At 69.7% G+C, this 22,183-nt stretch carries 32 protein-coding genes; 21 read left to right on the forward strand and 11 right to left on the reverse strand.

The genetic code is table 11. From position 1 onward, the window contains the following. Nucleotides 1-2 precede the first annotated feature (2 nt). The 8 genes from moaA (at nucleotide 3) to I7S92_RS11200 (ending at nucleotide 4,995) form a co-directional block, all read left to right on the forward strand. Nucleotides 3-1,049 (forward strand): GTP 3',8-cyclase MoaA, encoded by a 1,047-nt coding sequence (gene moaA, locus I7S92_RS11165; RefSeq protein WP_197644000.1) that lies wholly within the window; start codon nucleotides 3-5, stop codon nucleotides 1,047-1,049. A gap of 12 nt (nucleotides 1,050-1,061) precedes the next feature. Beyond that, on the forward strand, nucleotides 1,062-1,307 hold the full coding sequence (moaD, locus tag I7S92_RS11170) for a molybdopterin converting factor subunit 1 (protein ID WP_197644104.1): 246 nt from the start codon (nucleotides 1,062-1,064) through the stop codon (nucleotides 1,305-1,307). 9 nt (nucleotides 1,308-1,316) lie between these two features. Beyond that, nucleotides 1,317-2,096 (forward strand): HesA/MoeB/ThiF family protein, encoded by a 780-nt coding sequence (locus I7S92_RS11175; protein ID WP_354001324.1) that lies wholly within the window; start codon nucleotides 1,317-1,319, stop codon nucleotides 2,094-2,096. Next, nucleotides 2,093-2,584 carry a cyclic pyranopterin monophosphate synthase MoaC gene (gene moaC, locus I7S92_RS11180; RefSeq protein WP_197644007.1) on the forward strand — a complete coding sequence of 164 codons (492 nt, stop codon included), beginning with the start codon at nucleotides 2,093-2,095 and terminating at the stop codon, nucleotides 2,582-2,584. The genes I7S92_RS11175 and moaC overlap by 4 nt, the downstream gene beginning before the upstream one ends. Then, the gene (locus tag I7S92_RS11185; RefSeq protein ID WP_197644010.1) at nucleotides 2,581-3,093 is read left to right on the forward strand and encodes a DUF2478 domain-containing protein; all 513 of its coding nucleotides are present in this window, start codon (nucleotides 2,581-2,583) and stop codon (nucleotides 3,091-3,093) included. The genes moaC and I7S92_RS11185 overlap by 4 nt, the downstream gene beginning before the upstream one ends. Continuing rightward, on the forward strand, nucleotides 3,083-3,622 hold the full coding sequence (mog, locus tag I7S92_RS11190) for a molybdopterin adenylyltransferase (protein ID WP_197644013.1): 540 nt from the start codon (nucleotides 3,083-3,085) through the stop codon (nucleotides 3,620-3,622). The genes I7S92_RS11185 and mog overlap by 11 nt, the downstream gene beginning before the upstream one ends. A 156-nt stretch (nucleotides 3,623-3,778) precedes the next feature. Then, nucleotides 3,779-4,477 (forward strand): cytochrome c oxidase assembly protein, encoded by a 699-nt coding sequence (locus I7S92_RS11195; protein WP_197644016.1) that lies wholly within the window; start codon nucleotides 3,779-3,781, stop codon nucleotides 4,475-4,477. Further along, nucleotides 4,474-4,995 (forward strand): CopD family protein, encoded by a 522-nt coding sequence (locus I7S92_RS11200; protein WP_197644019.1) that lies wholly within the window; start codon nucleotides 4,474-4,476, stop codon nucleotides 4,993-4,995. Before I7S92_RS11195 ends, I7S92_RS11200 begins: the two co-directional genes overlap by 4 nt. Here the strand turns inward: I7S92_RS11200 and I7S92_RS11205 are convergent. After that, nucleotides 4,965-5,486: a DUF2231 domain-containing protein gene (locus I7S92_RS11205; RefSeq protein WP_242070165.1), complete on the reverse strand. Its 522-nt coding sequence runs from the start codon at nucleotides 5,484-5,486 to the stop codon at nucleotides 4,965-4,967. The genes I7S92_RS11200 and I7S92_RS11205 overlap by 31 nt on opposite strands. A gap of 72 nt (nucleotides 5,487-5,558) precedes the next feature. Here I7S92_RS11205 and I7S92_RS11210 point away from each other — a divergent pair, with 72 nt between their 5' ends. Genes I7S92_RS11210 through I7S92_RS11220 form a run of 3 tightly spaced genes read left to right on the forward strand, consistent with a single transcriptional unit; the run spans nucleotide 5,559 to nucleotide 8,964 of the window. Next, entirely contained in the window at nucleotides 5,559-6,176 is a 618-nt protein-coding gene (locus I7S92_RS11210) for a cytochrome c oxidase subunit II (protein ID WP_242070166.1), read from the forward strand. Then, on the forward strand, nucleotides 6,173-8,665 hold the full coding sequence (locus tag I7S92_RS11215; protein ID WP_197644026.1) for a cbb3-type cytochrome c oxidase subunit I: 2,493 nt from the start codon (nucleotides 6,173-6,175) through the stop codon (nucleotides 8,663-8,665). Before I7S92_RS11210 ends, I7S92_RS11215 begins: the two co-directional genes overlap by 4 nt. Beyond that, nucleotides 8,662-8,964, forward strand: a complete 303-nt coding sequence (locus I7S92_RS11220; RefSeq protein ID WP_197644029.1) for a hypothetical protein — start codon at nucleotides 8,662-8,664, stop codon at nucleotides 8,962-8,964. The genes I7S92_RS11215 and I7S92_RS11220 overlap by 4 nt, the downstream gene beginning before the upstream one ends. Here the strand turns inward: I7S92_RS11220 and I7S92_RS11225 are convergent. From I7S92_RS11225 to I7S92_RS11255, 7 genes are all read right to left on the reverse strand, one after another. Beyond that, nucleotides 8,961-10,388, reverse strand: coding sequence for a PQQ-dependent sugar dehydrogenase (locus I7S92_RS11225; RefSeq protein WP_197644032.1), 1,428 nt, complete (start codon nucleotides 10,386-10,388; stop codon nucleotides 8,961-8,963). The genes I7S92_RS11220 and I7S92_RS11225 overlap by 4 nt on opposite strands. An 11-nt stretch (nucleotides 10,389-10,399) precedes the next feature. Continuing rightward, nucleotides 10,400-10,846: a DUF2231 domain-containing protein gene (locus tag I7S92_RS11230; protein WP_197644035.1), complete on the reverse strand. Its 447-nt coding sequence runs from the start codon at nucleotides 10,844-10,846 to the stop codon at nucleotides 10,400-10,402. Nucleotides 10,847-11,090: 244 nt separating this feature from the next. Continuing rightward, nucleotides 11,091-11,693 carry a helix-turn-helix domain-containing protein gene (locus I7S92_RS11235; RefSeq protein ID WP_197644038.1) on the reverse strand — a complete coding sequence of 201 codons (603 nt, stop codon included), beginning with the start codon at nucleotides 11,691-11,693 and terminating at the stop codon, nucleotides 11,091-11,093. Between the two features lie 136 nt (nucleotides 11,694-11,829). Beyond that, complete coding sequence (locus I7S92_RS11240; RefSeq protein WP_197644041.1) at nucleotides 11,830-13,275, reverse strand: hypothetical protein; 1,446 nt, start codon at nucleotides 13,273-13,275, stop codon at nucleotides 11,830-11,832. A gap of 287 nt (nucleotides 13,276-13,562) precedes the next feature. Continuing rightward, the gene (gene cysK / locus I7S92_RS11245; RefSeq protein ID WP_197644045.1) at nucleotides 13,563-14,627 is read right to left on the reverse strand and encodes a cysteine synthase A; all 1,065 of its coding nucleotides are present in this window, start codon (nucleotides 14,625-14,627) and stop codon (nucleotides 13,563-13,565) included. 122 nt (nucleotides 14,628-14,749) lie between these two features. Beyond that, nucleotides 14,750-15,172 carry a DUF488 domain-containing protein gene (locus tag I7S92_RS11250; RefSeq protein ID WP_197644047.1) on the reverse strand — a complete coding sequence of 141 codons (423 nt, stop codon included), beginning with the start codon at nucleotides 15,170-15,172 and terminating at the stop codon, nucleotides 14,750-14,752. After that, a complete protein-coding gene (locus I7S92_RS11255; RefSeq protein ID WP_197644050.1) occupies nucleotides 15,172-15,507 on the reverse strand; it encodes a carboxymuconolactone decarboxylase family protein in 336 nt (111 codons plus the stop codon). The genes I7S92_RS11250 and I7S92_RS11255 overlap by 1 nt, the downstream gene beginning before the upstream one ends. A gap of 143 nt (nucleotides 15,508-15,650) precedes the next feature. Here I7S92_RS11255 and I7S92_RS11260 point away from each other — a divergent pair, with 143 nt between their 5' ends. From I7S92_RS11260 to I7S92_RS11300, 9 genes are all read left to right on the forward strand, one after another. Beyond that, the gene (locus I7S92_RS11260; RefSeq protein ID WP_197644053.1) at nucleotides 15,651-16,082 is read left to right on the forward strand and encodes an RrF2 family transcriptional regulator; all 432 of its coding nucleotides are present in this window, start codon (nucleotides 15,651-15,653) and stop codon (nucleotides 16,080-16,082) included. Nucleotides 16,083-16,150: 68 nt separating this feature from the next. Beyond that, nucleotides 16,151-17,719: a cytochrome-c oxidase, cbb3-type subunit I gene (gene ccoN, locus I7S92_RS11265; protein WP_386004154.1), complete on the forward strand. Its 1,569-nt coding sequence runs from the start codon at nucleotides 16,151-16,153 to the stop codon at nucleotides 17,717-17,719. 4 nt (nucleotides 17,720-17,723) lie between these two features. After that, on the forward strand, nucleotides 17,724-18,455 hold the full coding sequence (gene ccoO, locus I7S92_RS11270; protein WP_197644056.1) for a cytochrome-c oxidase, cbb3-type subunit II: 732 nt from the start codon (nucleotides 17,724-17,726) through the stop codon (nucleotides 18,453-18,455). Beyond that, complete coding sequence (locus tag I7S92_RS11275; protein WP_197644059.1) at nucleotides 18,452-18,610, forward strand: CcoQ/FixQ family Cbb3-type cytochrome c oxidase assembly chaperone; 159 nt, start codon at nucleotides 18,452-18,454, stop codon at nucleotides 18,608-18,610. Before ccoO ends, I7S92_RS11275 begins: the two co-directional genes overlap by 4 nt. Next, complete coding sequence (gene ccoP / locus I7S92_RS11280) at nucleotides 18,607-19,506, forward strand: cytochrome-c oxidase, cbb3-type subunit III (RefSeq protein WP_197644061.1); 900 nt, start codon at nucleotides 18,607-18,609, stop codon at nucleotides 19,504-19,506. The genes I7S92_RS11275 and ccoP overlap by 4 nt, the downstream gene beginning before the upstream one ends. Continuing rightward, nucleotides 19,503-19,664 carry a hypothetical protein gene (locus I7S92_RS11285; RefSeq protein ID WP_197644063.1) on the forward strand — a complete coding sequence of 54 codons (162 nt, stop codon included), beginning with the start codon at nucleotides 19,503-19,505 and terminating at the stop codon, nucleotides 19,662-19,664. The genes ccoP and I7S92_RS11285 overlap by 4 nt, the downstream gene beginning before the upstream one ends. A gap of 7 nt (nucleotides 19,665-19,671) precedes the next feature. Next, nucleotides 19,672-20,469, forward strand: coding sequence for a DUF2189 domain-containing protein (locus I7S92_RS11290; RefSeq protein WP_197644065.1), 798 nt, complete (start codon nucleotides 19,672-19,674; stop codon nucleotides 20,467-20,469). Further along, a complete protein-coding gene (gene ccoS / locus I7S92_RS11295) occupies nucleotides 20,466-20,672 on the forward strand; it encodes a cbb3-type cytochrome oxidase assembly protein CcoS (RefSeq protein ID WP_197644067.1) in 207 nt (68 codons plus the stop codon). Before I7S92_RS11290 ends, ccoS begins: the two co-directional genes overlap by 4 nt. Then, nucleotides 20,620-20,850 (forward strand): hexameric tyrosine-coordinated heme protein, encoded by a 231-nt coding sequence (locus tag I7S92_RS11300; RefSeq protein ID WP_197644070.1) that lies wholly within the window; start codon nucleotides 20,620-20,622, stop codon nucleotides 20,848-20,850. Before ccoS ends, I7S92_RS11300 begins: the two co-directional genes overlap by 53 nt. An 11-nt stretch (nucleotides 20,851-20,861) precedes the next feature. Here I7S92_RS11300 and I7S92_RS11305 read toward each other — a convergent pair whose 3' ends face one another. Both I7S92_RS11305 and I7S92_RS11310 read right to left on the reverse strand, forming a co-directional pair. Beyond that, nucleotides 20,862-21,308 (reverse strand): carboxymuconolactone decarboxylase family protein, encoded by a 447-nt coding sequence (locus I7S92_RS11305; RefSeq protein WP_197644073.1) that lies wholly within the window; start codon nucleotides 21,306-21,308, stop codon nucleotides 20,862-20,864. Nucleotides 21,309-21,415: 107 nt separating this feature from the next. Further along, nucleotides 21,416-21,601, reverse strand: a complete 186-nt coding sequence (locus I7S92_RS11310) for a hypothetical protein (RefSeq protein ID WP_197644075.1) — start codon at nucleotides 21,599-21,601, stop codon at nucleotides 21,416-21,418. Between I7S92_RS11310 and I7S92_RS11315 the strand changes: the two genes are divergently transcribed. Next, on the forward strand, nucleotides 21,563-22,087 hold the full coding sequence (locus tag I7S92_RS11315) for a MarR family winged helix-turn-helix transcriptional regulator (RefSeq protein WP_197644078.1): 525 nt from the start codon (nucleotides 21,563-21,565) through the stop codon (nucleotides 22,085-22,087). The two genes, I7S92_RS11310 and I7S92_RS11315, sit on opposite strands and share 39 nt — an antisense overlap. Here I7S92_RS11315 and I7S92_RS23475 read toward each other — a convergent pair. Continuing rightward, the coding region (locus I7S92_RS23475; protein ID WP_197644081.1) for an integrase core domain-containing protein at nucleotides 22,052-22,183 on the reverse strand (132 nt) is incomplete at its 5' end. The two genes, I7S92_RS11315 and I7S92_RS23475, sit on opposite strands and share 36 nt — an antisense overlap.

Consider the following 22,183-nt stretch of genomic DNA (forward strand, 5'->3'; position numbering starts at 1 on the left):
TCATGCTGCAGACCCCCGACGCCTTCCGCACGACCGCCCTGCCCGTCTGCGCCCCGCTGACCGACAGCTTCTGCCGCAAGATCCGCTACCTGCGGGTTTCGGTCACCGACCGCTGCGATTTCCGCTGCACCTATTGCATGGCCGACCGGGTGCGTTTCCTTCCGCGCAAGGAGCTTCTGTCGCTGGAAGAGCTGGACCGCCTCTGTTCCGCCTTTGTCGGGCTGGGCGTCACCAAGCTGCGGATCACCGGCGGCGAGCCGCTGGTCCGGCGCGACATCCTGGAGTTCTTCCGCGCGATGTCGCGCCACCTCGAGACCGGCGCGCTGCGCGAGCTGACGCTGACCACCAACGGCAGCCAGCTTGCCCGCCATGCCGGGGCGCTGGCCGCCTGCGGGGTGCGGCGGGTGAATGTCTCGCTGGACACGCTGGACCCCGGCCGTTTCGCCACGCTGACGCGGCGGGGGCAACTCGCCCCGGTGCTGGAGGGGATCCGCGCGGCCAAGGCGGCCGGGCTGCGCGTCAAGATCAACACCGTCGCGCTGAAGGGGGCGACAGAGGACGAGCTTTTCCCGCTGGTCGACTGGTGCGCGGCCGAGGGCCACGACCTGACCTTCATCGAGCTGATGCCGATGGGCGAGGACGGGCTTGAGGACCGGATCGCGCAGTACCTGCCGCTCTCCGACCTGCGGAGGCGTCTGGCCGGGCGCTTCACGCTGGAGCCGCTGACGGAAAGCACCGGCGGCCCGGCGCGCTATGTGCGGCTGGCCGAGACCGGGCAGAAGATCGGCTTCATCACGCCGCTCAGCCACAGCTTCTGCGAAAGCTGCAACCGCGTGCGGCTGACCTGCACGGGCGATCTCTACACCTGCCTGGGCCAGGAGGGCGCGACCGCCCTGCGCCCGGTCCTGCGCGGCACGCCGGACGCGGCGGGACTGGAGCAGGCGATCCGCGCCGCAATCGCCCGAAAACCGCGCGGGCATGACTTCGACTATTCGCGCGGGGTGCCGCGCGGCGCGATGGCGCGCGGCATGAACCATACCGGGGGATGACCGATGGCAAGCATCGACGTGCTCTACTTCGCCTGGCTGCGCGAGCGGATCGACGCCCCGCGCGAGCGGATCGAGACCGAGGCCGGGACCGTGGCCGACCTCATGGCGGAACTGGTGGCCCGCAGCGACCGCCACGCCGCCGCCTTCGCCGATCCGGCGGCGGTGCGGGTGGCGCTGGACCAGCAGCTTGCGGACTTCGCCGCGCCGATCGCCGGCGTGGCCGAGATCGCCTTCTTCCCGCCGATGACCGGGGGCTGAGCGATGCAGATGACGGTGCCCCTGTTTGCCGAGGGCGAGTTGCCCCGCTATGCCCGCCACATCGCATTGCGCGAGATCGGCGGTCCGGGACAGGCGCGGCTGAAACGGACCTCGGTCCTGGTGGTGGGCGCGGGCGGGCTGGGCGCGCCGGTGCTCATGTACCTTGCGGCGGCGGGGGTGGGCCGGATCACGGTGGTGGACGATGACAGCGTCTCGCTGTCGAACCTGCAGCGGCAGGTGATCCACAGCCAGGACCGGCTGGACATGCCCAAGGCCGTCTCGGCCCGCATTGCTATGGCCGGGATCAATCCCTTTGTCGCCGTGACCGCGCTCGAGGCCCGGCTGGATGCGGGGAACGCGACCCAACTGGTCGCGGGACAGGATCTGGTGATCGACGCGACCGACAACCTGCCCGCGCGCCACCTGCTGAACGCCGCCTGCGTGGCGGCGCGGGTCCCGCTTCTGTCCGGCGCGATCAGCCAGTGGGAGGGTCAGGTGACGCTGTACGATCCCGCCCGGGACGCGCCCTGCCTCGCCTGCCTCTTTCCGGTGATCCCGGCCGAGGGGCTTGCCCCGGACTGCGCCAGCGCCGGCGTCATGGGGGCGCTGCCCGGCATCATCGGCGCGATGATGGCGGCCGAGGCGATCAAGCTGATCACGGGCGCGGGGCGCAGCCTGCGGGGGCGGCTTCTGATGCAGGACGTGCTTTGGGGCGAAAGCCGGGAAATCGCCGTGCACCGGCGCAAGGACTGCCCCGTCTGCCGCGGGATCAAGGGAGAGGACGCATGACCCTGACCCATTTCGACGCCGAAGGCCGCGCGCATATGGTCGACGTCTCGGACAAGCCGTTGACGGACCGTATCGCCGTGGCCGAGGCCGTGGTGCGCATGACGGCGGGGACGCTGGCCCATGTCACCGAGGGGCGGGCGAAGAAGGGCGATGTGCTGGGTGTCGCGCGGCTGGCCGGGATCATGGCGGCGAAGCGGACGGCCGACCTGATCCCGCTGTGCCATCCGCTGCCGCTGACCCGCGCCGCCGTCGATCTGGTGGCCGATCCGGCGCTTCCGGGGGTGCGGATCCGCGCGACGGTCAGGACCACGGGCACGACCGGGGTCGAAATGGAGGCGCTGACGGCGGCTTCGGTTGCCGCCCTGACGGTTTATGACATGCTGAAGGCGGTGGAAAAGTCGATGGTGGTGGACGCGATCCGGCTGGTGCTGAAGGATGGCGGCAAGTCCGGGCGCTATGTCGCCCCGGAAGCGGAGGACAAGGCATGAGGCTGGCGCATGTGAGCATCGGCGGACGGGGCGAGACCGACCGTTTCCTGGCTGCGGTCGCCGGGCGGCTGGAAGCCGCCGGGGTGCGCCTGGCGGGGACGGTGCAGACCAACGTCAGCCGCGCGGACCGCACCCGCTGCGACATGGACCTGCGCGTCCTGCCGGACGGTCCGGTGGTGCGGATCAGCGAGGATCGCGGGGCCGCCGCGCGGGGCTGCATGCTGGACCACGGCGCGCTGGAGCAGACCGTGGCCGAGGTGGCGCGGCGGCTGGAGGGGGCCGGGGTGCTGATCGTCAACAAGTTCGGCAAGGCCGAGTCCGAGGGGCGCGGGCTGGTCCCGGTGATCTCGGAGGCGCTGGCGCGGGGGATGACGGTGCTGGTCGGGGTGAACGGGCTGAACCTGCCGCTCTACCTTGACTTCGCGGGGGGGTTGTCCGAGGCGCTGCCCGCGGACGAGGCCGTGGCGACCGGCTGGTGCCTGGCGGGAGTATGTGACCATGTCGACTGACGATCCGTTGATCTCTGTGCTGGTCGTCTCGGACCGGGCCTCGCGCGGGGAGTATGAGGACAAGGGCGGGCCTGCGGCCGAGGACTGGCTGCGGCGGGTGGTGACCTCTCCGGTCCGCATCACGCGGCGGATCGTGCCGGACGGGCGGGAGTCGGTCGCGGCCGCGCTGCGGGAACTGGCGGATGCGTATGGCGCGGACCTGATCCTGGTCACCGGGGGAACCGGCCCCGCCCCGCGCGACCAGACGCCCGAGGCGCTGGACGCGGTGATCGACAAGCGCCTGCCGGGCTTTGGCGAGGCGATGCGCCTGGCCAGCCTGGCCGAAGTGCCCACGGCGATCCTGTCGCGGCAGGATGCGGGCATCCGGGGACGCTGCCTGATCATCACGCTGCCCGGCAAGCCCTCGGCGATCGCGACTTGCCTGACGGCCGTGTTCCGCGCGGTGCCCTATTGCCTCGACCTGATCGAGGCGGCGCGGATCGAGACCGATCCCGCGCTTTGCGAGGCCTTCCGCCCGAAGGGCGCTTAGGGGCGCGGCCTGATCCCGTCAGGCCGGCAGCTTTCCGGGAACGGATGGCGTCGCCGGACGTTGGAAGGGTTCCCAGGAGAAGGCGCCCCGCGTGACCCGGTCCGACTTGCGGTTTTCAGGTTCCTGTTGCGGACCGCCTGACAGGCGGGCCGGGCAATGAGCGGCTGGGAGGGCCTTTATTGCGGCCCCGCGCCCTTGCCGGCCGAGCTTCCGTGGCGCTGGAATTTCGATCCTTGGGCGCTGACGCTGCTGACCCTGCTGGCGCTTTGGGCCGGGCGCAGCCGCGCGGGCGTCGCGGCGGTCCTGGTGCTGGCCGTGGCCTTCATCTCTCCGCTTTGCGCGCTGTCCTCGGCGCTGTTCTCGGCCCGGGTGGTGCATCATGTCCTGCTGGTGGCGGTCGCCGCGCCGCTGCTGGCGCTGGCCCGCCCGGCGCGGGCGGGGACGGCGGCCGGGTTGCCGCTCTTGCTGGCGACCGCCTGCCTGTGGTTTTGGCATGTGCCCGCGCCATATGACGCCGCGCTGGGACACAAGGCGCTGTACTGGGTCATGCAGGCGAGCCTTTTCGGATCGGCCTGGGCCTTCTGGCGCGCCGCCTTCTCCCTGCGGGACGGCGCGGGGCTGGGCTGGGTCTGCCTGGCCTTCCTGGCGATGGGGATGCTGGGCGCGATCCTGGCCCTTGCGCCCGGCGCGCTTTACGCGACCCATGCGACGGCGCCCCTGCTCTGGGGCCTGTCGCCGCTGGCCGACCAGCAGCTCGGCGGCCTGGTCATGTGGATGCCCGCCGGTCTGCCCTATGTCGTCTGGGGCGGGATGCTGGCGCGGCGGGCCTGGCGCGCGACGGGGGCGACGCCGTGAGCGGGGCCGCGACCTGGGCCGAGGCGGTGGTCCCGCATCTCAAGGCGCTGCACCTCGGCTTCCTCGCGCTCTGGGTCGCCGGGCTGTTCGCCCTGCCGCAGATGCTGGCCCGGCATGACCGGACCGACCTGCGGGCCGAGTTCGCCCAGATCCGCCGCGCCACCCATTACGGCTATGTCTGGGCCATCACCCCCGCCGCCGTGCTGGCCATCCTGACCGGCGGCATCCTGATCTTCCTGCGCGAGGCGTTCACCGTCTGGCTTTTCGCCAAGCTGGTGCTGGTCGCGGGTCTGGTCGCGGTCCATGCCTGGGCGGGCCATACGATCATCGCCGTGGCCGAGACCGACGGAGAGCACGAGCCGCCGGGGCCGCTGGCGCCGACGCTGGTGACGGTCGCGCTGGTGCTGGGGATCCTGTTCCTGGTGCTGGCGAAGCCCGGGCTGGCCGATCTGCCCCTGCCCCGATGGTTGCTGGCCCCGCTGGGGCATCAGTTGCCCTTCGACGTTCCCAGCCGATAATCGAACACCAGCTTGCCGCCATGCCAGCCCGTCGCAATCACCACCAGGACCGCGAAGCCCGAGATCAGGAGGCCCCAGGGCAGCACGGCCGTCTCATAGCCTTGCAGCCGCCGGCCCCAGTTCAGCCCGAGCAGCGACAAGAGCAGCACCGCGATCACGAAATGCGTCCAGGAGGCCGCGCGGATGCGGATGCCGGGGACCATCAGCAGCTCGGCCGTGCCGGTGATCCCGGCCAGAAGGCCGAACAGGAAGGCAGTGCCGCTGGCCCAGAGCGCGGCCCAGGCCCAACGCTCCTCGCCCGACCACCAGTAGAACAGGTCGGCCCCGAAGGCGCAGAAGGTCAGCGCCACCGGGAAGGCGACGGTCATCGCATGCAGGGGATGGCCCATGATCGCCATGCGGGTCTCGGTCTGGTGAAAGGCGGGCTCGCTGGCGATCGGGTCGCCCGAGGAGGCGGCCTCGTCCGGCACGGGATCCTTGGTCTGGGTCATGGGAGGCTCCTTCGCGCGCTTGCCTGCGGGACAACGCCGTCGGCCCTTGCCGGTTGCCAGGAGCGGCTGTCGATGCTGCATCCGGCGGGACCGGCCGCGGAGGCGATCGCCGGGCTGTGGTGGGTCATGCTGGCCGGTGGCGCGGCGATCCTGGTCTTCGTACTGGGACTGCTGGCCATGGCCATCCTGCGCCGCCCCTCCGCCCCGCCCGCCGCCGGCCGGAATGGCGCGGCGCTGTGGCACCATGGTCTGGGCCTCGGTTTTCCGCTGGTCACGCTGGCGGCGCTGACCGTCCATGGCCTGGTGGTCGGAGAGCGGCTGCTGCCGCACGAGGCGGAGGGTCTGGTCACCGTGCGGGCCGAGGCGCGGCAATGGGCCTGGACCTTCGGCTATCCCGAAGCGCCCGGCCTTGCGACCGAGGATGTGCTCCACATCCCCGCCGGCCGCCCGGTGAATGTCGAGATCACCAGCCGCGACGTGGTGCATTCCTTCTGGGTGCCGCGTCTGGCGGGCAAGCTGGACGCTGTGCCGGGGCATGTGAACGTGCTGCGGCTGCAGGCCGCCGCCCCCGGCACCTATGCGGGCCAGAGCGCCGAGTTCAGCGGGCCGGGCTACAAGGGCCATGTCTTCACGGTCAGGGCGCATGACGCGGCCGCCTGGGACCGCTTCCTGCGCGGGGGATCGCCATGACCGCCCGCCGCAGGACCGCACTGCGCCTGCACCGGGAGCTGGCGCGGATCTGGGCGCCCGACCCGCGCCTTCGCGGCTGGCTGACCACCAGCAACAACAACGACATCGGGCGGCTGTTCCTGGCGGTCGCCACCGCCTTTTTCGTCATCGGCGGCCTCCTGGCCATGCTGATCCGCGCGCAGCTGGCCACGCCGGGGTCGGCCTTCATGGGGCCGGAAGCCTATGACCAGGTCTTCACGATGCATGGCACCGTGATGATGTTCCTGTTCGCCATTCCCTTCTTCGAGGCGCTGTCGATGCTCGTGCTGCCCGGCATGCTGGGCACCCGCGATCTCGCCTATCCGCGGCTCGGCGCCTACGGCCTCTGGGTCTATGTCTTCGGCGGCAGCGCGGTGATCGTCGCGATGCTGCTGGGCCTTGCCCCGGACGGCGGCTGGTTCATGTATCCGCCGCTGACCTCGGCCGCCTTCTCGCCGGGGATCGGGGCGGATGTCTGGCTCCTCGGCATCACCTCGATCGAGGTCTCGGCCATCGCCACCGCGGTCGAGGTGATCGTGACGGTGCTGCGCTACCGCGCCGCGGGGATGAGCCTGTCGCGGATGCCGATCTTCGCCTGGTACATCCTGGTCGTGGCGGTGATGATCCTGACCGCCTTCCCGCCGATGATCCTGGGATCCTTGCTGCTGGAACTGGAGCGGGCGCTGGACTGGCCGTTCTTCCAGGTGGAGAATGGCGGCGACCCGCTGCTGTGGCAGCACCTGTTCTGGCTGTTCGGCCACCCGGAGGTCTACATCATCTTCCTGCCCGCCGCCGGGATGATCGCCACCATCCTGCCGGTGATGGCGCGAACCACGCTTCTGGGCTACGGCTGGGTCGTGGCGGCGGCGGTGTCGCTGGGGGTCCTCAGCTTCGGGCTCTGGGTGCACCACATGTTCACCACCGGCATCCCGCATCTGGGGCTGGCGTTCTTCTCGGCGGCCTCGACGCTGGTGGCGGTGCCGACCTCGGTGATGATCTTCGCCTGGATCGGCACGCTGCGGCAGGGCCGGGTGCGGATGGAGCTGCCGATGCTGTGGATCATCGGGTTCTTCGCCACGTTCATCATCGGCGGGCTGACCGGGGTGATGATCGCCATCGTTCCGTTCAACTGGCAGGTCCACGACACCCATTTCATCGTGGCGCACCTGCATTACGTCCTGATCGGCGGCTATGTCTTCCCGATGATCGCGGCGGTCTACTACTTCCAGCCGCTGCTGACCGGGCGCTTCCAGGTCTTCCGCCTGGGCGGAGTGGCCTTCTGGCTGGTGGTGCCGGCCTTTCACGTCACCTTCCTGGCGGTGCATCTGGCGGGCCTTCTGGGCCAGCGCCGCCGCACCTGGACCTATGACGAGGGGCAGGGCTGGGAGGTGCTGAACCTCGTCGCCTCGGTATCGTCCTTCGTCATGGCGATCGGCTTTGCCCTGGTACTCCTGGACGTGGCGATCAACACCTTTGCCCGAGCGCGGGGGCCGCGCAATCCCTGGGGGGCGGGAACGCTGGAATGGGCGGCGCCGATGCCCTCTCCCCCCTATGGCTTCGCCTCGATCCCCATCGTCGGCAGCCGCTATCCGCTGCTGGACGATCCCAGGATCGACCTGAAGATCGCGCGGGGCGAGGGCTATCTGGCCGACACCTCCCGCAGCCGGCGCGAGACGCTGATCGTCACCACCGCCCAGGGCGCCCCGGCGCAGGTCGCCGTGCTGCCCTGCAACTCGGTCCTGCCCTTCCTCCTGGCGGTGGTCACCAGCACGGCCTTCCTGGCCCCGCTGGTCAAGGCCCATGCGGTCTCGGTCCTGGCCCTGGTCGGCGTGGTCGCCGTGGCGCTGGTCTGGGTCTGGCGGCTGGCCCCGGCGCGGATGGAGGGGCCGGTCGACGCCGGGCATGGCGCGATGCTGCCTTTGGCCTCCGAGACGCCGGACCCGCCGGGGTGGTGGGGCTCGCTGTTCCTCCTTCTCGCGGACGGCGTCCATTTCGGCGCGCTCCTGTTCGGCTATGCCTTCCTTTGGACAGTGGCGCCGAACTGGCCGCCGCCGTCCTTCCTGCGGCCGGACGTGGCGGGCCCGGCCCTGGCCCTGGGCGGAGCGGGCGCGCTGGCGCTGGCGCCGCGTCTGGCGGTGCGGGCGATCGGGGCCGGGCGCGGGGCCGGTCCCGCGGTCGGGCTGGCGGCCCTGGCGGCGCTGGCGCTGGCGGGGGCGGCGGGCAGCGTGATGCTGGAGCGGCCGGATCCGGCGGGCCATGCCCATGACGCGACCCTGTGGATTCTGGCGGGGCATGTGGCGTTTCACGCCGGGCTGGTGCTGATCATGCTGTTCTACCTTGCCCTGCGCCTGGTCGCGGGGAAGGCCCTGCGCATCGGCGAGGCGCGGATCGTCGGCCTCTGGGCCGACTTCACCGCCGCGACCGGGCTCGTGGCGCTGGGGGCGGCCTGGCTGCCGGGAGTGCTGGCATGACCGGGATCCTGCGCATCGCGCTGCCGCTTACGGTCTGGCTGGCCGGATTCTGCGCGATCTACGCACTTCAGGGCCTGGGCTGTTCGCGGCACTGGCCCGAGGGGCTGGACCGGCGCGCGACCCTGATCGCGGCGGCGGCGCTGTTCGTGCTGGTCCAGACGCTGATCCTGCTGGCGGTCCTGTATCGTCCGTCCGGCTTCCGCTTCGTGCAGGCGACGGCCACCCTTCTGGCGGGGGCGGCGCTGGCGGCGGCGGTCTGGACCTCGCTGCCGGTGCTGACGCTGGAGATCTGCGGCTAGGGCGCAGCGGGTTCCGGGCTGCCGGCGGCGGGCGGCGTTGTGGGTTCGGCGCCAGGCGCGGTGGCGACGCGGTCGGTCTCGACCGGGGCTTCGCTGACCCGGCCGTCCGCCGCCGCGACGCGCCAGACGGTGTTGCCGGCGTCATCGGCGACCAGCAGCGCGCCGGTGCCGTCCAGCCCCACGCCGACGGGGCGGCCGCGCACCTTGCCATCCACCAGGAAGCCGGTCACGACATCCTGCGCCATGCCATCGGGAACGCCGTTGGAGAAGGGGATGTAGGACACCTTGTAGCCGTTGAACTCATCCCGGTTCCAGCTGCCGTGCTGGCCGACGAAAGCGCCGTTGCCGTAGGCCTCGGGCAGGGCCGAGCCGTTGGTGAACACCAGCCCCAGCGCCGCCACATGGCTGGACAGCGCGTAGTCCGGCGCGATCGCCGTCGCCACCAGGTCGGGCCGTGCCGGGCGGACGCGTTCGTCGACATGGGCGCCGTAATAGCTGTAGGGCCAGCCGTAGAACGCCCCCTCCTGCACCGAGGTCATGTAGTCGGGCACCAGGTTCGGCCCCAGCTCGTCGCGTTCGTTGATCACCGCCCAGAGGACGCCGGTCTCGGGGTGGAAGATCAGCCCGTTCGGGTTGCGCAGGCCGGTGGCGTAAGGCTTCGAGGCCCCGGTTGCCCGGTCGATCTGCCAGATCGCGGCGCGGCCACGCTCGGCCTCCATCCCGTTCTCGCCGGCATTCGAGTTCGACCCGACCGAGGCATAGAGCATGGTCCCGTCCGGGCCGAGGGCCAGGTCCTTGGTCCAGTGGTGGTTGAGCGGCCCGCCGGGCAGCGGGGTGAGCAGTTGCGCAGCGTCCGCAATCGCGGTGTCGCCCAGGGTATAGGGATAGCTGACCACGGCATCGGCGAGGGCGACATAGAGCGTGTCGTCGATCCAGGCCACCCCGAAGGGCGAGTTCAGGCCGGTCAGGAGGTCATGCCGTTCATCCACCACCCCGTCGCGGTTAGGGTCGCGCAGGAGGGTGATCAGGTTGCTGTCCTGCTGCGGCCCCTGACCGCCCCCCGCGGCGATCGACATGATCCAGCCGCGGATATAGTCCTTGGGCCGGTATTTCGGCTTGCCCTCGGGCGCGCGGGACTGGATCACCAGCACATCGCCGTTGGGCAGGGTGTGGACGGTGCGGGGATTGACGAGATCGGTGGCATAGGCTGAGATGGTCAATCCCTCGGGGACCTGGGGCGTCTGGCCTTCGGCCCAACCGACGACCTCGGCCACGTTGAGGTCGGGCGACAGGCTGACATAGACCGGATCGGGCAGCACCGGATCGGGCCCGATCTGGCTGGTGATGTCGAAGTCCTGAGCCTGGGCGGCAAAGCCGACGCCGGACAACAGAAGCGCGCACTTGGCAAGGCCGATGGGGGTCATGGCTCTCTCCTTCAGGCCGCGTGGATCCGGTGGAACGCCTGGCGCCGCAGGACAGCCGAGGCCAGCATCAGGACGCAGGTCACGAGGGACAGCCCGATCCCCCAGGGGACGATGGCGGTCCAGCCGTCGCCCGCATGGACCAGGCTGTTCAGGAAGGCCGCCGCCAGCACCAGGGCGTTCAGGATGACGATGATCCAGACCGGCCGCTGCCGATAAAGCGCAAGGCCGATCAGCCAAAGGAGGACCGCGATCCCGCCCGCCACCAGCCCCGCAAACAGAAGCCAGGACGAGAAGTCCTGCCAGGTCAGGATCATGGTCTGGACATAGGCCCAGTCGGTGAGCAGCGCCAGCGTAAAGAAGGCCGCCGCGAAACAGGTCAGGGTCTCCTGACCAGGAAGCGCGGCGGGACCGACCCGCAGGGGAGAATGGATGGGGGGATCGGAATGCTGCAACGCCATCTGTCCATCTTGCTGGAAACCCCCGTCAAACGCGGCAAGGCCGGAATTTGTTCCGTCGGGTTCAGACACGGGGTCCTTGCGACGCTCCGGCACAGCCCATGTTGGACGTGGGGCGATCACTCGGGCCGGAGATGGTAATCCGGTCGAGGAAGAGGCGATGCCGAACGGTCGGGTCGTGGAACAGGGGGTCTGTCCCGGAGCCGAATGCCGCGGAGAGCAGCGCAGAGTCTGGATGGTCCCCGCATCACGCCGCGAGATCGTCGAAGAACACCACGTCCCTTATCCCCGTCTGTGCTACGGCATCGCAGGGCTCATAGGTCATCTCGACATGCATCGAGGTGCCGTGGCCCCGGAACACGGCCAGCCAGTGATGCAGGCAATCCTGGTCAACGTCGATCGCCACATGACGCCTGCTGACCGCCGAGACCATCGCGACCTCGCCCCGCCGCACCGCCTTCACGAAGTCCTCGTCGTGCAGGAAAAGGCTGGCCTCATCCACCAGGCGCTCGATCAGCCGGGTGTTGGTCAGGCTGGAGAATGTCGGCCAGAGGGCGTGCATGCCGCGGGAGGCGCAGACCAGCCGTACCCCGTCAAGATCCAAGGAGGCGCGGGGATTGGGCGCCTTTTCCAGCGCCAGGCGGTCGGCATCGACACGATGCACGCCTGCCGGGGACATGATGTCCAGAAGGCGCAGCCTCAGCCGCTTGCCGGGGGCGGCCTTGCCGGTTTCCCAGTTGGAAACCAGGGTCTGCGTGACGCCGAGCATTTCGGCTAGGGTCTGCTGCTTCACCCGGGAGGCCTTGCGCCATTCCGGAAGCAGGCGGCAGAGGTCGGCTTCGTTTAACATCCTGGCCTGCGCGGTGAACTTCCAGGGCAGGATAGCACAGCGGGAAGGGAGGGTGGCTTCGGCAAAGGGCGGGGATCCGTCCGCCGGAAGTATGGTCAGGGCGGCCCGAGGCCGGGCCGCCCTTTCCCGAATGGCCTTATTGGGCGGTAAGGCGCAGCACGGCGATGTTGGTGCTGCCATCCTCGGCGGCAGTGGTGCCCGCGACGACGATCAGCTTGTCCCCCTGTAGCGCGACGCCGTTGGCGATGTCATCGCCGTCCCCCAGCGAGATGCTGGCGATGCCGTTGCCGGTGCCGTCATCGGCCTGCCCGAAGGACTGGTCCAGCTCTCCCGCCGCATCGAAGCGCGCGACGGCGATGTTGGTGCTGTCCCCGGCCTGGTGGTAGCCGGCCACGACGATGCGTCCGTCAGCCTGCACCGCGACGCCGGTCGCGAAGTCGTTGCCATCACCCAGCGAGGTCGAGGCAAAGCCGTTCGGGGTGCCGTCCTCGGACACCCCGAAAGCCTCGTCCGGGGTGCCATCGGCATTCAGGCGGGCCAGAACAAAGTTGGACGACCCGTCAGCCGAGACGCTGTCCCCGACCACGACGATCTTGCCGTCGGCCTGCAGCGCCACATCGCGGAAGACGTCATTGCCATCGCCCAGCGAGATGTTGACGAAGCCCTCCGGGGTGCCGTCATCGCCCGAGACGCCGAAGGTGGCATCCGGAACGCCCGCCGCGTCGTAGCGGGCCACGAGCATGTTGGACGACCCGTCCTCGGCCAGGCGCGAGCCCGCGACGACGATCGCGCCATCGGCCTGCAGGACCAGGGCGTTGGCGATGTCGTTGCCTGCGCCCAGCGAGGTGGCGACAAAGCCGTTCGGGGTGCCGTCCTCGGACTGGCCGAAGCTTTCGTCGATGCTGCCGTCGGCGTTCAGCCGGGCCAGGATGATGTTGGTCGAGCCGTCGGCCACCACGCTGTCGCCGGCCAGCACGATCTTGCCGTCGGGCTGGATCGCCACGTCGCGGGCCACGTCATTGCCATCGCCCAGAGAGATGTTGACGATACCGTTCCCGGTCCCGTCATCGGCGGCGCCGAAGCCCTGGTCCAGCGTGCCGTCCGGGTTCAGGCGCAGCACGACCATGTTGGTCGAGGTGCCTTCCTCATGGTAGCCGGCGATGACGGTCTTGCCGTCGGACTGGGTGGCGATTGCAGTGCCGAAGTCGTCCCCTTCGCCCAGCGAGATGCTCACCACGCCATCCGGGGTGCCATCCTCCTTGCCCACGCCGAAACCGGCGTCAAGGCTGCCATCGTTCGTGTAGCGCACGATGACGATATCGTTGCTTTGCCCGTTGTGGCGGTTGCCGACGATGGCGACCGCGCCATCCGCGCCGACAGCCAGATCTTCGGCCGCGTCATTGCCATTGCCCAGCGAAGTCGAGACCACACCGGCCGGAGTGCCGTCTTCCTCGCCCGCGCCGAAGGTCGCGTCGAGCACGCCCGCACCATCCGCCGCCCATGCAATGCCGGCGACAAGGGCGAGCACGGAAACGGTGCCCAGTCCAAGGGCCGCGCCCCTGGTGGCAATCTGGTTCTTCATTCTGATCTTCCTCAAACGGTTGATAGCGGTTGAAAGACCGCTCAGGCCAAGGCGCCGGCATCCACGGACACTGGCGCGACCCTGCGCGATCCCGGACAGGATAGGGCGGGCCAGGGTCGCGCCCCAGTTCGGAATTATTGCGGGGATGTGCCCGGGCCGGCGATAACGCCACGGTAAATCAACGGCTTGCGGGAGGATTGGCCATCATCTTCTGCCCAGGTTATTTCGCCATCACGCATCTCTGGGCCCGGATGCAACCTGCGGGTGTTTGGCGCGTCTACCAGGTGTCAGGGCATCTGGTAGCCGGGGGTCGAGCGCATCAGCGCGATTTCCTCCCCGGTCATGCCGGGCTCGATGCCGTCGAACAGCGGAGTCGAAAGGTAGCGTTCGCCGGTGTCGGGCAACATGCACAGCAGGCGCGCGCCAGCGGGGGCGGTTTCGGCCACCTTCAGCGCCACCGCCAGCGTGGCCCCGCCCGAGATGCCGGTGAAGATGCCTTCCTGCCGCGCCAGCGCCCGGGCGGCGGCCATCGCATCCGGGCCGGAGACGGGGATCAGCTCGTCATAGCCGTCCCGGTCCAGCGCCTCCTGCAACACCAGCGGGATGAAATCGGGCGTCCAGCCCTGGATCGGATGCGGGTTGAAGGCGGGATGGCCGACGGCGGGCGCGCCTTCGGCGTCGCGCTCCTGTGCCGTCCGGCTGGACACGAGGGCCGCGTTGGCCGGCTCGGTCAGGATGATGCGCGTCGCCGGGCTTTCCCGGCGCAGCACGCGCGACACCCCGGTCACCGTGCCGCCGGTGCCGTAGCCCGACACGAAATAGTCCAGCCGCCCGTCGAAGTCGGCCAGGATCTCGCGCGCGGTGGTGGCCTCGTGGATCTCGGCATTGGCGGCGGTCTCGAACTGGCGCGCCAGGAACCAGCCGTTCCGTTCGGCCAGCTCGCGCGCCTTCTGGTACATGCCGAAGCCCTTCAGCTCCTTCGGCGTCAGCACCACCTTCGCGCCGAGGAAGCGCATCAGCCGCCGACGCTCGACCGAGAAGGTCTCGGCCATGGTCAGCACCAGCGGATAGCCCTTGGCGGCGCAGACCATCGCCAGGCCGATCCCGGTATTGCCGCTGGTCGCCTCGACCACCGTCTGCCCGGGACGCAGCGCCCCCGAGGCCTCGGCCGCCTCGATGATGTTCAGCGCCAGCCGGTCCTTGACCGAGCCGCCGGGATTGAAGGCCTCGACCTTGACGTAAAGCGCGACATGCGGCGGGGCCAGGCGGGCGAGGCGCACCGCAGGCGTGTCGCCCACGGTATCGAGGATGCTGTCGTAAAGCCGTCCGCGTCCGGCGGTGCTGCGTGTCATGCTGCGTCACTCCTGTCCCGCGTGGTCATGCCGATACTGGACCAGAAGCGGAGGTGCGGGGCAACCGCCGCTTTCCATCATGCGGCGGAATGCAGCGCCCTCCGCGAGGGGGGGTGAGCGGGCTAACCTTCGGCGTCCCCGCCCCTCTTGCCATTCTTTTCAAGGATCTGCCGCAGGTAGTCGCGCAGTACGATGGCGTTGTTGTGCTCCTCCTCCTTCGAGGCGTAAAGCAGCGTCACCACGCCGTCGGCCGCCAGTCCCGCCAGCTCGCGCACGAGGTCGTCCTTTTGGGAAAGCTCCTCCCGGTAGCGGGCGGTGAACTCCTGCCATGCATCGGGGTTTGCGTGATACCAGCGGCGCAATTCGTCGCTGGGCGCGATCTCCTTGCACCAGGAATGCAGGCGGACGCGGTCCTTGGCCAGGCCGCGCGGCCAGAGCCGGTCGACCAGAACCCGGCTGCCGTCCGAAACCCGGACCGCCCGGTAGATCCGTTTGACGCGGATCCGGTCGGCGGAGTGATCGGGGACCGGCGGAACCGGAGGCATCACCCTGCCCCGCCGCCCATGGCCTGGATCGCCTTCAGCGCATGGGCATAGGAGGCCCCGGCGCGCATCTCGGCGGCGACCCAGATCGCCTCCATGATCTGCTCGGGACTGGCGCCTTCGCGCCCGGCCGCCTTGACGTGGCCCTCGATGCACCAGGGGCATTGCGTGACATGGGCCACCGCGACCGCGATCAATTGCTTGGTGCGCTTGTCCAGCGCGCCATCGGCGAAGACCGCCGTCGAGAAGGCGCGGAACGCCGCCTCGGGTTCGGGCGCAAGTGCGCGGCGACGTTCGGACATTTCCAGGGTGCCGCGCGGCAGTGAGGGGTCGGACATCGGCGCTCTCTCCTTCCGGAAGGGTGAAACAGCACGTCGCCTTCGGAGGACCCCAGCACCGCCGGGCATCCGGTTGGGCTTGCATTCCGGTTTAAACCTGCTAATTGGTATTGTAAATACCTATTAAGGACGGACCATCCCGGATGCGCCTTACCTCGTTCACCGATTATGGCTTGCGGATGTTGATGCGCATGGCGGGCACGCCCGGACAGGGGATCTCCACGGCCGAGATGGCGCAGGAATTCGGTCTTTCGCGTCACCACCTGACCAAGATCGTCCAGAAGCTTGCCCAGGCCGGCTATGTCGCGACCCGACGCGGCAGCGGCGGCGGCGCGATGCTGGCCCGTCCCGCCGGCGAGATCCGCCTGGGCGCGATCATCCGCCTGCTCGAGGAGGGGCAACCGCTGGTCGAATGTTTCGGGCCGGACGGCGGCGACTGCACCATCGACGGGCGCTGCCGGTTGAAGGCGCGGCTGCGCGCGGCCGAGGCGGCCTTCCTTGCCGATCTCGACCGCTCGACGCTGGCGGATATCGCGCTACGTCCGGATTTCCTGCTTGCGGAGGAATTCGTGTGAACCTGCCCGCCTCGCTGACCACATCGGAACGGCAGATCGGCATCGGCCTTTCGGCGGCCCTCGCGCTGATGGGGCTGGCGATGGCCGCCCTCGCGCGGGACAGCGTGATGGCGCTGCACGGGACGATGGCGCTGGTGCTTGGCCTTGGCCTGGTGTTCCGGCTGGGCGGGGTGCTTTATGACGCGCCCCCCGCCGACCCCGACCGCGTCTTGCGCTATGACGACGGGCCGACGCGCTTCGGCATCTGGATGACGCTGGCCTGGGCCATGGTCGGCATGGTCGCGGGCGTCTGGGTGGCCGCGCTGCTCTACTGGCCCGAGGCGACGCCGCCCTGGCCTGCCACCAGCTTCGGCCGGTTGCGCCCGGTGCATACCACCGGCATCATCTTCGGCTTTGGCGGCAACGCGCTGATCGCGACCTCGTTCTGGGTGCTGCAACGCACCTCGCGGGCACGGCTGGCGGATGCGCTGAGCCCCTGGGTCGTGCTGATCGGCTACAACCTGTTCTGCGCCTGGGCGGTGACCGGCTATCTGATGGGCGCCACCCAGTCCAAGGAATATGCCGAGGCGGAATGGTATGCCGACCTGTGGCTGGTCGCGGTCTGGGTGCTTTATTTCACGCTTTACATGCGCACGCTGGCGCGGCGGGCCGAACCGCATATCTACGTCGCAAACTGGTATTACCTGGCCTTCATCCTGGTCGTGGCGATGCTGCACATCGTCAACAACATCGCCCTGCCGGTCAGTTGGGCGGGATCGAAAAGCTATACCGTCTGGGCGGGCGTGCAGGATGCGATGATCCAGTGGTGGTACGGCCACAACGCGGTGGCCTTCTTCCTGACCGCCGGCTTCCTGGGGATGCTCTACTACTTCCTCCCCGTCCGCGCGGGCCGGCCGATCTGGTCCTATCGCCTCTCGATCCTGTCCTTCTGGGGCATCGTGTTCTTCTACATCTGGGTCGGCTCGCACCACCTGCACTACACCGCGCTGCCCTACTGGGTGCAGACGCTGGGGATGACCTTCTCGGTCATGCTGCTGGTGCCGTCCTGGGCCTCGGCCGGCAATGCCATCGCCACGCTGAACGGCGCCTGGGGCAAGGTGCGCGACGATGCGACGCTGCGCTTCATGTTCGTGGCGGCCGTGTTCTACGGCCTTTCCACCTTCGAGGGTTCGTTCCTTGCGATCCGCCCGGTGAACTCGCTGTCGCACTACACCGACTGGACCGTGGGCCATGTCCATTCCGGCACGCTCGGCTGGGTCGCGATGATCATCTTCGGCGCGATCTACACCCTGGTGCCGCAGATGGCGGGGCGCGAGACCATGGCCTGGCCGAAGGCGGTGGAATGGCACTTCTGGCTCGCCGTCCTCGGCACGCTGGTCTACGTCATCGCGATGTGGAACGCGGGCATCACCCAGGGGCTGATGTGGCGGGCCTATGACGCGAACGGCGCGCTTTCCTACAGCTTCCTGGAATCGGTGCAGGCGATGGCGCCCTATTACCTCTTGCGCGCCATGGGCGGCGCGATGTTCCTGACCGGGGCGGTGATCTGCACGCTGAACTGCCGCGCCACGTTGCGCGCCTCGCGTAGCCGCGACCTGCAGAACGACCGCCCCCTTGTGGCGCAGGCGGCGGAGTAGTCCCATGGTCCTGCGCCTGCACTACAACCTGGAAAAGCTGTCGATGGGCCTTGTCGGCGCGATCATCCTCGCCGCCTCGGTCGGCGGCCTGGTCGAGATCGCGCCCCTCTTCACCATCGACGAGACGGTCGAGATCCCCGCCGACCTGCGGCCCCTCACACCGCTGGAACTGGCCGGCCGCGAGATCTACATGCGCGAGGGCTGCTATGCCTGTCACAGCCAGATGGTCCGCAGCCTGGCCGACGAGATCGACCGCTACGGCCCCTATTCGCTGGCTTCGGAAAGCGCATATGACCACCCGATGCTCTGGGGGTCGAAGCGCACCGGCCCGGACCTCGCCCGGCTGGGCGGAAAATACTCCGACGCCTGGCAGGTCGCGCATCTGACCGACCCGCGCGCGGTGGTCCCGGCCTCGATCATGCCGGCCTATCCCTGGCTGATGCAGCCCCTGGATACCTCGGGCCTGCCCGGCGCGCTGGCCACGCTGGCCCGGCTGGGCCTGCCCTATGACGAGGCGATGATCGCCGGGGCCGAAGCCGATGCAAGGGCGCAGGCCGCCCCCGACGGCGCGGGCACCGACGCCTTCCGCGAGCGGCACGGCGACCGCCCCGTCCAGCGCGCCTTCGACGGCGATCCGTCGCGCCTGACCGAGATGGACGCGGTGGTCGCCTATCTGCAATCGCTCGGCACCCAGACCGAGGCCGCGCGGCTGGCGCAGGAAGGGACCGCGCCATGAGCCATGACATCCTTGTCCTTCTGGCAAAGACCTTCGGCCCGATCTGGATGATGGGCTTCCTGGCGGTCGTCGCCATCCGCGCCTATGCGCCCTCGCGCCGCGCCGCGCATGAGCGGGCCGCGCGCTCGGTGCTGGAGGGGGAGACGCCGGAATGACCAGGACCTCCGACCCGCACGACCTGCCCGGCGCCGACCCGCATACCGGCAACCGCCTGATCGACCCGGTCACCGGCTACGACACCACCGGCCACGACTGGGGCGGTATCCAGGAACTGAACACCCCGTTCCCGAAAATTGCCGCCATCGCGCTCCTGCTGACCTTCATCTACGCGGTGATCGCCTGGATCCTGCTGCCCGCCTGGCCCACCGGGCGCGACTATACCCGCGGGCTCTGGGGCCTGGACCAGGGCCGGATGGCGCGCGACGGGTATCAGGCGGTGGACACGGTGCGGCAGGGCTGGCTTACCCATTTCACGACCCCCGACTTCGCCGCGCTGAAATCCGACCCCTTGCTGATGGCCCAGGCGATGCCCGCCGCCGCGCGCCTTTTCGCCGACAACTGCGCCGCCTGCCATGGCGCCGCCGGTGCCGGCGGTCCGGGCTTCCCGGCGCTGGACGATGCCGACTGGCTTTGGGGTGGCGAGCCCGAGACCGTGGCCGAGACCATCGCCATCGGCATCAACGCCGCCGAGGACAGCCGCGTGGCCGAGATGCCCGTCTTCGACTGGCTGGAGCCCGCCGACCGCCAGGCCCTCGCCACCCATGTCGCCGCCCTGCCCAAAGGCGAGGCCCCCGCCGACAGCCCCGGCGCCGCGCTTTTCGCCGAGAACTGCGCCTCCTGCCATGGCGACGGCGGCACCGGCGGGCTGATGGCCGGGGCGCCCTCGCTGACCGACGATGCGGTGATCTACGGCCAAGACGAGGCCACGATCCTGACCACGCTGAAACAGGGCCGCCGCGGCTTCATGCCCGCCTGGAACCAGCGCCTCACCCCGGCCGAGGTCAACCTCCTCGCGCTCTACGTCTCTACCCTGCCGGAGGCGAAGCCATGAGCCCCGCCCGCCAGCGCAGCCTCGCCCTTGCCGGAGCGGCCGTCGTGATCGCGGTCTTCCTTGCGGCGAACATCCATCTGGTCATCGCGGCAGTCGGGTCGCAACCGGCCTGCACCGCCCTGGCCGACGGCCCCGCCCCCGCCCGGCACAGCTGCTGAGGTCCCGATGCTCGAACCGCTTCCCACCCTGCACAAGCCCATCGCCGTCGAGAGTCCGCACGCGCGCCACCTGCCCGCCCGCGCCGCGCTGGACTGGCTGGCCGCCGGCTGGCGCGACCTCTCCCGCGCGCCCGGCTCCAGCCTCGCCTATGGCGCGGCGGTGCTGGCGCTGTCCTGGGCCGTGCTCTGGGCGCTGGCGCTCTGGGGCCTGCTCTACCTCGCCCTGCCCGCGCTGTCGGGCTTTCTGATCGTCGGCCCCTTCCTGGCCGTCGGCCTTTACGAGAAAAGCCGCCGCCTGGCCCGGGACGAGCCGCCGACCGCCTTCATGGTCCTGCGCCTTGCCCCCGGCGCAGCCGGGCAGATCGCCATGGCCGGGCTGCTCCTTGGCCTCCTGGTCCTGTTCTGGCTGCGGGCGGCGGACCTGCTCTATGCCCTCTTCTTCGGGCTTCAACCCTTCCCCGGCGCGGCCGAGGCGTTCGAGAACGCGCTCACCACGCCTCGGGGATGGGCGCTGATCGCGACAGGCATGCTGGTGGGCGGGCTGTTCGCAGCCTTCGCCTTCGCGGTCAGCGTCTTCTCCTTTCCGATGATGGTCTCGACCCGGCGCGACGCCCTGACCGCGATGGGCCGCAGCTTCGCGATGGCGGCGCAGAACCTGCGGCCGATGCTGGCCTGGGGCGCCATCGTCAGCGCCGGGCTGGTCCTGTCGCTGCTGACCGGGCTGGCGGGGCTCCTGCTGATCTTCCCGCTTCTCGGCCACGGCACCTGGCACGCCTGGCACGCCATCGACCGCGAGGCCCCATGAACATCGGCTTTCTCATCCCGCTCTCGATCGGCATGGGCCTGGCCGGGCTGGCCGCCTTCTTCTGGGCCCTGCGCCACGGCCAGTTCAGCGACCCCGAGGGCGACGCCTGCCGCATCCTGATCCCGCAACCCCCGCTGCAAGGAGAGCACCATGTCCGACTGGCTCCCAAGCCTGATCACGAAGACCCCGACCGAAGGCTATGACCTTGCGGTGAAACTGGCCCGGGTGGCGGTCAAGCTGACCCAGCCCGATGCCGCGGTGCGCGACCGTCTGCGCCCGGAATATGCCGAAGACGCCGATGCGCTGATCGCCATCAGCCAGGTGGTCGCGACGCATTTCGCCACCGTGGCCGCCGCGAACGACTACTGGCGGCAGGGCTGACGGCCGACAGATCAGTCCCGGATCGGGTGCAGGGCGTGGAAGGCGACGCTCAGCCGGTTCCAGGTGTTGATGATCGACACCGCGACCGTCAGCTTCACCAGCTCGCTCTCCGAAAACTGCGCGAGGGCCGCCGCATAAAGCGCATCCGGCACTCCGCCATCGGCGACCCGGGTCAGTGCTTCGGTCCAGGCGAAGGCCACGCGTTCGCGTTCGGTGAACAGCGGCGATTCCCGCCATGCCGCGACCAGCAGCACCCGCTGCAGGCTGTCGCCATCCTCCAGCGCCTCATGCGCATGCATGTCGACGCAATAGGAGCAGCCGTTGATCTGTGAGGCGCGCAGCTTGATCAGGTGCAGCAGGCTTTTCTCCAGCCCGCAGGTCTCGACCGCCTCGTTCAGGGCCAGGACCGATTTCATCAGCTCTGGCGCCTTTGCGAAATAGTTCATCCGCTGTTCCATTCCCGACTCCCGGTCGATGCTGCACTCCCATGCAGTCTGTGCCCTCGCCCCGCCTTGCACCAGCCCCGATCCGGCTTGACTCCGATTTGATAAGGAGTCCTAAGTGATCATGGGCGGAGGGCGACAAGCTGGATCAGCTGCACCAGATCATCGCCGGGATCGGCCGGCTTTCGGCCCTTGGCCGCGCCGGGCTCTGGCAGGCGGGCGCGCCCTTCGGCCTGAACCCGGCGCAGGCCGAAAGCCTGTTGCGCATCGTGCGGCGGCCGCAGCGCCTGGCCGAGCTGGCGGCGCATCTGGGCGTGTCGGCGGCTTCGGCCAGCGACACGGTGGCGGCGCTGGTGGCCAAGGGTCTGGCCCTGCGCGAGGCCGATCCTGCCGACGGCCGCGCCCGGCTGCTCCGCGCCACCCCGCGCGGGCAGGAGGTTGCGGCCCGGATCCCGGCCGCACCTGCCGCCCTGACCGCCGCGATCGCCGCCCTGCCCGGTTCCGAGCGCGCGCAGATGCTGGCCGGCCTCCAGCGCCTGATCCGCTCCTTGCAGGAGGCCGGAGCGATCCCGGTGCAACGGATGTGCGCGACCTGCCGGTTCTTCCGGCCCCATGCCCATGACGACGCGGCGCGTCCGCATCACTGCGATTTCGTGGACGCCGCTTTCGGGCAGGCCGGGCTTCGGCTGGAGTGCGGCGATCACGGGATGGCCCCGGCCGACCGGACCGTTGCCAACTGGCAGCGCCTCGACGCGGCCCTAGGTGTGAGTTCTTACGAGGTCGTTCACCTTTGAGAGGGGAGGCGTTCGGTTGAGTGCGGAGTGTGGTCTTGATCGGTTGAACCAGTCAAGCCAGCGCGGCAGATCGGCGTTTCTCGCGTCGGATGTGGG

Origin of the sequence: Tabrizicola soli, assembly GCF_015999335.1 — a bacterium.
GTDB lineage: Bacteria > Pseudomonadota > Alphaproteobacteria > Rhodobacterales > Rhodobacteraceae > Tabrizicola > Tabrizicola soli.

Bases quoted from the DNA above. Each gene is read 5' to 3' on its own strand.
- moaA (WP_197644000.1), top strand. From the start codon at position 3: ATGCTGCAGACCCCCGACGCCTTCCGCACGACCGCCCTGCCCGTCTGC.
- I7S92_RS11175 (WP_354001324.1), top strand. From the start codon at position 1,317: ATGACGGTGCCCCTGTTTGCCGAGGGCGAGTTGCCCCGCTATGCCCGC.
- moaC (WP_197644007.1), top strand. From the start codon at position 2,093: ATGACCCTGACCCATTTCGACGCCGAAGGCCGCGCGCATATGGTCGAC.
- I7S92_RS11185 (WP_197644010.1), top strand. From the start codon at position 2,581: ATGAGGCTGGCGCATGTGAGCATCGGCGGACGGGGCGAGACCGACCGT.
- mog (WP_197644013.1), top strand. From the start codon at position 3,083: ATGTCGACTGACGATCCGTTGATCTCTGTGCTGGTCGTCTCGGACCGG.
- I7S92_RS11195 (WP_197644016.1), top strand. From the start codon at position 3,779: ATGAGCGGCTGGGAGGGCCTTTATTGCGGCCCCGCGCCCTTGCCGGCC.
- I7S92_RS11205 (WP_242070165.1), bottom strand. From the start codon at position 5,486: ATGACCCAGACCAAGGATCCCGTGCCGGACGAGGCCGCCTCCTCGGGC.
- I7S92_RS11210 (WP_242070166.1), top strand. From the start codon at position 5,559: ATGCTGCATCCGGCGGGACCGGCCGCGGAGGCGATCGCCGGGCTGTGG.
- I7S92_RS11215 (WP_197644026.1), top strand. From the start codon at position 6,173: ATGACCGCCCGCCGCAGGACCGCACTGCGCCTGCACCGGGAGCTGGCG.
- I7S92_RS11220 (WP_197644029.1), top strand. From the start codon at position 8,662: ATGACCGGGATCCTGCGCATCGCGCTGCCGCTTACGGTCTGGCTGGCC.
- I7S92_RS11225 (WP_197644032.1), bottom strand. From the start codon at position 10,388: ATGACCCCCATCGGCCTTGCCAAGTGCGCGCTTCTGTTGTCCGGCGTC.
- I7S92_RS11230 (WP_197644035.1), bottom strand. From the start codon at position 10,846: ATGGCGTTGCAGCATTCCGATCCCCCCATCCATTCTCCCCTGCGGGTC.
- I7S92_RS11235 (WP_197644038.1), bottom strand. From the start codon at position 11,693: ATGTTAAACGAAGCCGACCTCTGCCGCCTGCTTCCGGAATGGCGCAAG.
- I7S92_RS11240 (WP_197644041.1), bottom strand. From the start codon at position 13,275: ATGAAGAACCAGATTGCCACCAGGGGCGCGGCCCTTGGACTGGGCACC.
- cysK (WP_197644045.1), bottom strand. From the start codon at position 14,627: ATGACACGCAGCACCGCCGGACGCGGACGGCTTTACGACAGCATCCTC.
- I7S92_RS11250 (WP_197644047.1), bottom strand. From the start codon at position 15,172: ATGCCTCCGGTTCCGCCGGTCCCCGATCACTCCGCCGACCGGATCCGC.
- I7S92_RS11255 (WP_197644050.1), bottom strand. From the start codon at position 15,507: ATGTCCGACCCCTCACTGCCGCGCGGCACCCTGGAAATGTCCGAACGT.
- I7S92_RS11260 (WP_197644053.1), top strand. From the start codon at position 15,651: ATGCGCCTTACCTCGTTCACCGATTATGGCTTGCGGATGTTGATGCGC.
- ccoN (WP_386004154.1), top strand. From the start codon at position 16,151: ATGGGGCTGGCGATGGCCGCCCTCGCGCGGGACAGCGTGATGGCGCTG.
- ccoO (WP_197644056.1), top strand. From the start codon at position 17,724: ATGGTCCTGCGCCTGCACTACAACCTGGAAAAGCTGTCGATGGGCCTT.
- I7S92_RS11275 (WP_197644059.1), top strand. From the start codon at position 18,452: ATGAGCCATGACATCCTTGTCCTTCTGGCAAAGACCTTCGGCCCGATC.
- ccoP (WP_197644061.1), top strand. From the start codon at position 18,607: ATGACCAGGACCTCCGACCCGCACGACCTGCCCGGCGCCGACCCGCAT.
- I7S92_RS11285 (WP_197644063.1), top strand. From the start codon at position 19,503: ATGAGCCCCGCCCGCCAGCGCAGCCTCGCCCTTGCCGGAGCGGCCGTC.
- I7S92_RS11290 (WP_197644065.1), top strand. From the start codon at position 19,672: ATGCTCGAACCGCTTCCCACCCTGCACAAGCCCATCGCCGTCGAGAGT.
- ccoS (WP_197644067.1), top strand. From the start codon at position 20,466: ATGAACATCGGCTTTCTCATCCCGCTCTCGATCGGCATGGGCCTGGCC.
- I7S92_RS11300 (WP_197644070.1), top strand. From the start codon at position 20,620: ATGTCCGACTGGCTCCCAAGCCTGATCACGAAGACCCCGACCGAAGGC.
- I7S92_RS11305 (WP_197644073.1), bottom strand. From the start codon at position 21,308: ATGGAACAGCGGATGAACTATTTCGCAAAGGCGCCAGAGCTGATGAAA.
- I7S92_RS11310 (WP_197644075.1), bottom strand. From the start codon at position 21,601: ATGCGCCGCCAGCTCGGCCAGGCGCTGCGGCCGCCGCACGATGCGCAA.